General features: G+C 69.7%; 9 protein-coding genes. 2 read left to right on the top strand and 7 right to left on the bottom strand.

Annotated features, from left to right (window positions below):
• The 4 genes from QO011_RS40825 to QO011_RS40810 form a co-directional block, all read right to left on the bottom strand.
• On the bottom strand, positions 1-524 hold a 524-nt coding region (locus QO011_RS40825; RefSeq protein ID WP_307285997.1), incomplete at its 3' end, for a Clp protease N-terminal domain-containing protein.
• A gap of 180 nt (positions 525-704) precedes the next feature.
• Positions 705-1277, bottom strand: a complete 573-nt coding sequence (locus QO011_RS40820) for a DUF2239 family protein (protein ID WP_307285994.1) — start codon at positions 1275-1277, stop codon at positions 705-707.
• Between the two features lie 73 nt (positions 1278-1350).
• Positions 1351-2055, bottom strand: a complete 705-nt coding sequence (locus QO011_RS40815; protein WP_307285991.1) for an HAD family hydrolase — start codon at positions 2053-2055, stop codon at positions 1351-1353.
• Positions 2056-2208: 153 nt separating this feature from the next.
• On the bottom strand, positions 2209-2901 hold the full coding sequence (locus QO011_RS40810; RefSeq protein ID WP_307285989.1) for a DJ-1/PfpI family protein: 693 nt from the start codon (positions 2899-2901) through the stop codon (positions 2209-2211).
• A gap of 79 nt (positions 2902-2980) precedes the next feature.
• On the opposite strand from QO011_RS40810, the gene QO011_RS40805 reads away from it, so the two are divergent.
• Positions 2981-3961 carry a GlxA family transcriptional regulator gene (locus tag QO011_RS40805; RefSeq protein WP_307285987.1) on the top strand — a complete coding sequence of 327 codons (981 nt, stop codon included), beginning with the start codon at positions 2981-2983 and terminating at the stop codon, positions 3959-3961.
• On the opposite strand, the gene QO011_RS40800 is transcribed toward QO011_RS40805, so the two are convergent.
• Positions 3946-5859, bottom strand: coding sequence for a potassium transporter Kup (locus tag QO011_RS40800; protein ID WP_307285983.1), 1914 nt, complete (start codon positions 5857-5859; stop codon positions 3946-3948). The genes QO011_RS40805 and QO011_RS40800 overlap by 16 nt on opposite strands.
• A gap of 392 nt (positions 5860-6251) precedes the next feature.
• On the opposite strand from QO011_RS40800, the gene QO011_RS40795 reads away from it, so the two are divergent.
• Entirely contained in the window at positions 6252-7958 is a 1707-nt protein-coding gene (locus QO011_RS40795) for a formate--tetrahydrofolate ligase (protein WP_307285980.1), read from the top strand.
• 98 nt (positions 7959-8056) lie between these two features.
• On the opposite strand, the gene QO011_RS40790 is transcribed toward QO011_RS40795, so the two are convergent.
• Both QO011_RS40790 and hpt read right to left on the bottom strand, forming a co-directional pair.
• The gene (locus QO011_RS40790) at positions 8057-8443 is read right to left on the bottom strand and encodes a response regulator (protein WP_307285978.1); all 387 of its coding nucleotides are present in this window, start codon (positions 8441-8443) and stop codon (positions 8057-8059) included.
• A 9-nt stretch (positions 8444-8452) separates the two neighbouring features.
• The gene (gene hpt, locus QO011_RS40785) at positions 8453-8980 is read right to left on the bottom strand and encodes a hypoxanthine phosphoribosyltransferase (RefSeq protein WP_307285975.1); all 528 of its coding nucleotides are present in this window, start codon (positions 8978-8980) and stop codon (positions 8453-8455) included.
• Positions 8981-8982 lie beyond the last annotated feature (2 nt).

Here is an 8982-nt window from a genome sequence, read left to right as displayed (position 1 = left end):
CGCGCCGCCTCGGTGAGGTCGCGGGCATATTTCTTCAAGGCGTCATAGGCGTTCTCGGCCGAGGCGCTGTCGGCCGTGCGGCCCTTGCGCAGCGCCTCGATCGCCTGGTTGAGCTTCTGGGGCGTGACGCCGGCCGCGGCGAGCGCCTTGCCGGCCTCGCTCTCCTTCTCCACCGCCAGGGCGAGCAGGAGCCGCTCGACGGTGACGAAGGAATCCGACGCCTTCTCGGCGGCCTTCTCGGCCGTCTCGAAGACGCGGGCGATCTGGGGCGAGAGATAGAGCTGCCCGGCCCCGGAGCCCTGCACCTTGGGCAGCTTGCGCAGCGTTGCCTCGGTGGCGGCCAGGGCGTCGCGCGAGCGCCCGCCGGCGTGCTCGATCAGCCCCGAGGACAGGCCCTCGGGGTCGTCGAGCAGCACCTTGAGCAGGTGCTCGGGCGTGAACTGCTGATGGCCCTCGCGCAGGGCCAGGCTCTGCGCCGATTGCACGAAGCCCTTGGCGCGGTCGGTATAGCGGTCAAAATTCATGAATCGATCCTTTCCGGCTCGCCCTTCGGACCCGAAGCATCGCGAAAGGCGCCTCTCCCGCGGGCCCAGGCCGGCCCATGGCCCGGACTGCTCCGACCCACGCTGCCCACCGAGCGGCACCCGCTGCCGGGAAGATGGTGTTGCCGCCGCGCATCACAAGGGCGGCCGAAGCGGATTCCGTCAGGCCGCCAGCGCCGGCTCCGCCAGCTTCGCGGCATGGTCGCGCAGGTCCGCCGGCCAAGAGGCGATCTCGGCCGTGAAGCGCCGTCCGTCGCCAGCGAACAGGGCGCGCACCGCCTCCTCGAAGCCGGGGCGGTCGCCGGCCATGGCGGCCATGAAGCGATAGGCGGCCTCCTGGGCGCGCCGGACACGGTCGGCGCCCTCGCCGCGGCGGCGGGCCTCCTCGACCAGCCGGCGCAGCGCCACCGAGGCGCCGCCGGGCTGGGCGGAGAGCCAGTCCCAGTGGCGCGGCAGCAGCGTCACCTCGCGCGCCACCACGCCGAGCTTCGGGCGGCCGGGCCGGCGCGGCGCCTCGGCCGGCGCCAGGCGGGCCAGGACGTCGGCGGCAGTGCCGCGAAAATCGATCTCGACGGGGTGGCTGGTGGCATCGTCGAAGATCAGCACGGATGCCGTGTCGTCGCCGTCCAGCCAGGCCTTGGCGGCGCGCGCCACCTCGCGCAGCGGCCCGGCGGCGATGCGCCGCTCGCCGGCGAACGCCGTGCAGGACGCCGTCTCCCCAGCTTCCTCGTCCATGACCGCCTCCTCGTGGAATCGGCCTATATTTTACCCGGGTAAATTATAGCGTCAACCCGAAGGGCCGCCCGGCTCAGCCGATGGCGGCGACCAGGTCCGGCAGCTCGCCGAGATGGCCGAGGTGACGGAAGCGCGGCTCCGCGGCCGGGATCTCGGCATGCTCCAGCACCCAGGTCAGCTCGTGCGGCACGTAGACGCCCCAGGCGCCGGCCCGGAGCGCCGGCACGACGTCGGACTTCAGCGAGTTGCCGACCATCATGCTGCGGTCCGGGCCGTCGCCGTGGCGGGCGAAGATCCGCGCATAGGTCGCCGCCGTCTTGTCGCTGACGATCTCGACGGCGGTGAAGAGATCGCCGAGGCCGGACTGCGCCAGCTTGCGCTCCTGGTCGAACAGATCGCCCTTGGTGATCAGGATCAGCCGATGGGACGCGGCCAGCCGCTCAAGGGTCGCGCGCGCATGCGGCAAGGTCTCGACGGGATGGCTCAGCATGTCCCGCCCGGCCGCGAGGATGTCGGCGACGACCGAGCCGGGCACCCGGCCGCCGGTCACCTCCACCGCGGTCTCGATCATCGACAGGGTGAAGCCCTTGATGCCGAAGCCGTAGAGCCTGAGGTTGCGCTTCTCCGCCTCGAGCAGGTTGCGCGACAGGTCCTCGACCGCGGCATAGTCGGCGAGCAGGGCGGCGAAGCGCTCCTGCGTCAGCTTGTAGAATTGCTCGTTCTGCCAGAGCGTGTCGTCGGCGTCGAAGCCGATCGAGGAGAGAAGGGATACGGGCATGGCGCTGGTCCCGGAGAGACCGGGACAACCTAAGCTGCTTCTCGTGGCTATCGCCACGATTGATTTTGCATTTTCAATGCAAAATCAATGCTGCTTAGAGCAAAGCGCGTTTGGGCGGAAACGCTGCTTTGCCTTGGCGAGTCCGCCGCGTCCTCAGGCTTCGGCGCGCAGCCGTTCCGCCGCCCGCTCGACCGCGGCCCGGCGCGCCGGCATCGCCGCGGCGTTGACGGCGCGGACCCGCTCCAGCACCGCCGCCGGCGCGGTCTGCGGGCTGCCGGCCTCGAAGGGCGGCGCCGGCGCATATTCCAGGCCGAGCTGGATCGCCTGCGCCGTCGCCGGGCCGGCGAGCTCGGCGATCAGCGCCAGCGCGAAGTCGATGCCGGCGGTGACGCCGCCGCCAGACAGGATATTGCCGTCGCGCACCACCCGCCCCGGGTCCGGCACGGCGCCGAAGGGCAGGAGCAGGTCGCGCCAGGCCCAGTGGCAGGCGGCGCGGCGGCCGGCCAGCAGACCGGCGGCGCCGAGGATCAGCGATCCCGTGCACACCGAGGTGACGAAGCGCGCCCCGGCGGCCAGGCGCCGGATCGCGGCCATGTAGACCGCATCGGCCATGGCCTCGGCGCAGCCGTGGCCGCCCGGCACGCAGATGACGTCGCAGCGCTCGATCTCCTCGAGCACGGCGAGGCCGTCGAAGGTGAGGCCGTCGGCCGCCACCGGCACGCCGCCGCGCGAGGCGACGATCAGCTCGGCCCCCGGCAGACGGGCCAGGAACTGGTGCGGCCCGGTGAAGTCGAGCTGGGTGACGCCGGGATAGATCGGGAAGACGACGCGGAGGGGCGAAGCCATGGCGGAGTTCCTCTTTGACGCCGGCAGGATGATCGATCAGGGTTGCGGCGCAAACGACATTGATCCCTCGTTTTCAGACATGACTCGCGGCATCGCCTTCCTGGTCTTCCCCGACTTCCAGATCCTGGACCTGACGGGGCCGCTCTCGGCCTTCGACATGGCCAGCCGGCGCGCGGCGCCGCCGGCCTATCGCCCGGCGGTGCTGTCGGAGACGGGCGGCCCGGTGGCGAGCTCCTGCGGGCTGAGGGTCGAGACCGAGCCGCTCGGCGAGGCCGTGTTCGACACGCTGGTCGCGGTCGGCGGCGGCGGGGTCTATGCCGCCCGCTCCTCGCCGGCCCTGCTCGGCTTCCTCAGCCGGGCAGCGCCGGCGGCGCGGCGCGTGACGAGCGTGTGCAGCGGCGCCTTCCTGCTCGCGGCCGCCGGGATCCTCGACGGGCGGCGCGTCACCACCCATTGGCAGCGCGCCTTGCGCCTGCAGCGCGACCATCCCGGCCTCAAGGTCGAGGCCGACCGGATCTTCATCCAGGACGGCCCGGTCTGGACCTCGGCCGGCATCACCGCCGGCATCGACCTGGCGCTCGCCCTGATCGAGGACGACCTCGGGCTCGAGGTGGCGCGGGCGGTGGCGCGGGAGCTGGTGGTCTATCACCGCCGCCCCGGCGGCCAGTCGCAGTTCTCGGCGCTGATCGACCTCGATCCGTCCTCGGACCGCATCCGCGCCGCGCTCGCCTTCGCCCGCGAGCACCTGCACGAGGCGCTGCCGGTGGAGCGCCTGGCCGGCGCGGCCTGCCTCAGCCCGCGCCAGTTCGGGCGCGCCTTCCTGGCGGAGACCGGGGAGACGCCGGCCAGGGCGGTGGAGCGGCTCCGGGCCGAAGCGGCGCGGCTCCGGGTCGAGGCCGGCTTCGAGCCGCTGGAGGAGGTGGCGCGGCACTCGGGCTTCCGTGACCCCGAGCGCATGCGCCGGGCCTTCCTGCGCGCCTTCGGCCAGCCGCCGCAGGCCTTGCGGCGGGCGGCGCGGGCGCAGGCGCCGCGCCGCCCGGCGGCTCAGATCAGCACCTGAGTCCCGATCTCGACCACGCGGTTGGAGGGGATCGAGAAATAGTCGCTGGCATCGTCGGCGTTGCGCGCCAGGATCATGTAGAGCTTGCGCTGCCACAGCGGCATCAGCGGGGTCTTGCCGCCGCGCATGTGCCGGCGCGACAGGAAGAACGAGGTCGACATGATGTCGAAGGTCCAGCCGGCCTTGCGGCAGAGCGCCAGCGCCTTGGGCACGTTCGGGTCCTCCATGTAGCCGAAGGCGACGCGCACCCGGGTGAAGCTGTCGGAGACGCGCTCCATGGCGATGCGATCGGCGTCGGCGACGACGGGATCGTCCTCCACCTTGATGGTGAGGATCGCCACCTTCTTGTGCAGGGCCTTGTAGTGCTTGAGGCTGTGGAGCAGGGCCGTCGGCGCATAGTCGGGGTCGCTGGTCAGGAAGATCGCCGTGCCCGGGACGCGCGCGGCGCTGCCCGTCTCCAGGCTGTTGACGATGGTCATCAGCGGCACCTCGGTCTTGCGCGTCTTGTCGAGGACGATACGCGTGCCGCGCCGCCAGGTGATCATGATCAGCATCAGCACCAGCGCGATCATCAGCGGCACCCAGCCGCCGTCCACCACCTTCAGGAGGTTGGCGGCCAGGAAGGCGAGGTCGATGAGCAGGAACGGCGTGATGACGAGCGCCGCCGTCAGCGGCGACCAGCGCCAGACCTTCCAGATGACGATGTAGGCCATCACGGCCGTGACCACCATGGTGGTGGTGACGGCGATGCCGTAGGCGGAGGCGAGACGCGACGAGCTCTCGAAGGCGAGCACCAGCAGGATGACGCCGATGGCCAGCGCCGTGTTCACCTGCGAGATGTAGATCTGCCCGGACTGGTGCTCGGACGTGTGCGAGATCTTCATGCGCGGCAGCAGGCCGAGCTGGATGGCCTGGCGCGTCAGCGAATAGGCGCCCGTGATCACCGCCTGGCTGGCGATGATGGTCGCGATGGTGGCGAGCACCACCATCGGGATCAGCGCCCAGCTCGGCGCCATCAGGAAGAACGGATTCTCCAGCGCCGCCGGGTTCTTCAGCACCAGGGCGCCCTGGCCGAGATAGTTGAGCGCGAGCGAGGGCAGCACCAGGCCGAGCCAGGCGATCTGGATCGGGCGGCGGCCGAAATGACCGAGGTCGGCATAGAGCGCCTCGGCGCCGGTGACGGCGAGGAACACGGCGCCCAGCGTGACGAAGCCGATATGGCCGTGGCCGAGCATGAAGGATATGGCGTGCCAGGGATTGATCGCGGCGAAGACCCCGGGCTCGTCGGCGAGGTGGACGAGCCCGAGCAGGCCGATGACCACGAACCAGGCCACCATGACCGGCCCGAAGAAGGCGCCGACCCGGGCGGTGCCGTGGCTCTGCACCGCGAAGAGGCCCACGATGATCGCCACGGTCAGCGGCACCACGTAGGGCGCGAAGCTCGGGGTCACCAGCTCCAGGCCCTCGACCGCCGACAGCACCGACACGGCGGGCGTGATGATGGCGTCGCCGTAGAACATGGCGGCGCCGACGGCGCCGAGCAGCACCAGGGTGAAGCCCGAGCGGCCGAGGGCGCGCTGCGCCAGCGCCATCAAGGTGAGCGTGCCGCCCTCGCCCTTGTTGTCGGCGCGCAGCAGCAGCACGACATATTTCAGCGTGACGATGACGATCAGCGCCCAGAGGATCAGCGAGACCACGCCGAGCACCGCCTCGCGCGCCATCTCGGTCCCGCCATGGGTGGCGGCGTGCAGCGCTTCGCGGAAGGCGTAGAGCGGGCTGGTGCCGATGTCGCCGTAGACGACCCCGATCGATCCCAGCGCCAGCCCCCAGAAGCCCGAGCCCCGGCGGTGGTGCCCTTCCGCGACGAGGTCGTCCGTACCTGCGGTAACATGCCCCATGGGGCCTCTCCTCAGCAGAACCGTAGGCTGCGCCGGCTCGGCGCACACGACCGGGCGGGGTTGGTCCGCGGCGCGCTTCTATCGACTTCCCCGGCGCGGGGATAGCGGACGGCCATGCTCCGGCCGCGATTCGGTTGCGCATGGGACGCAGAGCCGCCGGGCTGGCGGGCTGGCCGCACTCCCGTCATAGCCGGCGACGGATTCGGACAAGCCCATCGGGGATCGGCGCTGTATTCTTTTCTGAAAGCGACAGATCGTCGCTTTTGGAACAAAGTCAAGGCCGGAGCCGCGAGCCCGTTGGCCTTGGTTTTGTCCACTCCCAAGAAAATGTTTTTCACACCGGTGAGAATGTGCAAGATCTCGCCGCGCCAAAGACCACCCGGGGAGGCACTATGCCACAGGATCCGAACAAGCCGCTCAGCGACATCGAAATCGCGCGCCAGGCCAAGATGCAGCGCATCGACGCCATCGCCGAGAAGGTAGGCATTCCGGACGACGCTCTGGAGCCTTACGGCAAGACCATCGCCAAGGTCGACATATCCGCGATTCCAGGCCTCGCCGAGCGTCCCGACGGCAAGCTGATCCTGGTCACGGCCATCAACCCGACCCCGGCGGGCGAGGGCAAGACCACCACGACCGTCGGCCTCGGCGACGGCCTCAACCGCATCGGCAAGAAGGCGATGATCTGCCTGCGCGAGCCCTCGCTCGGGCCCTGCTTCGGCGTCAAGGGCGGCGCGGCCGGCGGCGGCTATGCCCAGATCGTGCCGATGGAGCAGATCAACCTGCACTTCACCGGCGACTTCCACGCCATCACCTCCGCCCACAACCTGTTGTCGGCGATGATCGACAACCACATCTACTGGGGCAATTCGCTCGGCATCGACACGCGCCGCGTCGCCTGGCGGCGGGCGCTCGACATGAACGACCGGTCGCTCCGGCAGATCAACTCCTCGCTCGGCGGCGTCTCCAACGGCTTCCCGCGCGAGGACGGCTTCGACATCACCGTGGCCTCCGAGGTTATGGCGGTGTTCTGCCTGGCCAACGACCTCGCCGACCTCGAGGCCCGGCTCGGCCGGATGATCGTCGGCTATACCCGCGACAAGAAGCCGGTCACGGCGGCCGACATCAAGGCGGTCAGCGCCATGACCGTGCTGCTCAAGGACGCGATAAAGCCGAACCTGGTGCAGACGCTGGAAGGCAACCCCGCCTTCGTGCATGGCGGCCCCTTCGCCAACATCGCCCATGGCTGCAACTCGGTGAGCGCCACCAAGGCGGGCCTGAAGCTGGCCGACTACGTGGTGACGGAGGCCGGGTTCGGCGCCGACCTCGGCGCGGAAAAATTCTTCGACATCAAGTGCCGCAAGGCCGGCCTGACGCCGGCCGCCGTGGTGATCGTCGCCACGGTGCGTGCGCTCAAGATGCACGGCGGCGTGGCCAAGAACGAGCTCGGCAAGGAGAACATCGAGGCCTTGAAGAAGGGCCTGGTCAATCTCGGCCGCCATATCGAGAACGTGCGCAAGTTCGGCGTGCCGGCCGTGGTCGGCATCAACAACTTCATCTCCGACACGTCGTCCGAGCACGAGGCGATCCAGAGCTTCTGCCGCGAGCAGTACGGGGTCGAGGCGGTGGTGTGCACCCATTGGGCCGAAGGCTCCAAGGGCACCGAGGCGCTCGCCCGGCAGGTGGTCGCCCTGGCCGAGGAGGACCACCATCTCGACGGGCTGGGCTTCCGCCATCTCTACCCCGACGCCATGCCGCTCTGGGACAAGATGAAGACCATCGCCACGGAGATCTATCGCGCCTCCGACATCATCGCCGACCAGAAGGTGCGCGACCAGTTCCGCGACATCGAGGCGGCCGGCTTCGGCCACCTGCCGATCTGCGTGGCCAAGACGCAATATTCCTTCTCCACCGACCCGAACCTGCGCGGCGCGCCCATCAACCACGTGGTGCCGATCCGCGAGGTGCGTCTTTCGGCCGGGGCCGGGTTCCTGGTCGTGGTCTGCGGCGAGATCATGACCATGCCGGGCCTGCCCAAGGTGCCCTCGGCCGAGATCATCCGCCTCGACGAGAACGGCCAGATCGAAGGCCTGTTCTGACGCCTGCGACACGCGCCGCCGCCGCACTGGAGGCGGCGGCTTGCGCGCACCGGCTCAGGCGGCCCGACCGATCACGCCGCGATGATCGGCAACGCCGATCACGCCGCGACGACGGGCCGGCCGGCGGCAATGGCCTCGCCGGCCTTCTGGCGGATATCGGCCAGCGAGAACGGCTTGGTGACGACGTCGTGGATGATGGCATCCAGGTCGCTCGCCCGCTCGCGCTGGTCGGCGAAGCCGGTCATCAAAAGGATGGCGGTCCTGGGATGGTCGCGGGCGGCGTTCAGCGCCAGGGCGATGCCGTCCATGACCGGCATGCGGATGTCGGTCAGCAGGAGATCGAAGCCCGGCTCGCTCGCCGCCATGATCTCCAGCGCATGGGCGCCGTCCTCGGCCTGGGTGACGAAATGGCCGTCCATCTCCAGGGCACGGGCGACGAAGGCGCGCATCGTCTGCTCGTCGTCGCACACCAGGATTCTCGACATGGGACTCTCCTATTCCACAACGCCGACAAACGGCAGCTCGCGATAGGAATGTGCAACGTCCATGCCGTAGCCGACGACGAAGAGATCGGGACAGGTGAAGCCGACGAAGTCGGCGTTGATGTTGACCGCCCGCTTGCCGGGCTTCTCCAGGAGCACGCAGGTCATCACCCGCCGGGCGCCGCGGGCCACGAGCAGGTCCTTGGCGAAGGCGAGAGTGCGCCCGGATTCGAGGATGTCGTCGATGAGCAGCACGTCGCGGCCGCGCACGTCGCTCTCGATGTCTCGCAGGATCGTCACCGTCCCCGACGAGGTGGTGCCGGCGCGATAGCTGGACAGATGCACGAACTCCACCTGCGGCGACAGGCAGGCGTGGTGCATGGCGCGCAGGAGATCGGCGGCAAAGACGAACGACCCCTTCAACACCGCGATGACGAGCAGGTTCTCCGGGTCTCGCGCCTTGATCTCCTCGACCAGCGACGCATTGCGCTCGGCGATCGCGTCGGCGTCGAACAAGACCCGGATGGCGCGCTTGACCATGA

Source organism: Labrys wisconsinensis, from assembly GCF_030814995.1.
Taxonomy (GTDB): Bacteria; Pseudomonadota; Alphaproteobacteria; order Rhizobiales; family Labraceae; genus Labrys; species Labrys wisconsinensis.
Note: the sequence above shows the minus strand (reverse complement) of the source record. Positions and strands in the feature narration are given on the sequence as shown.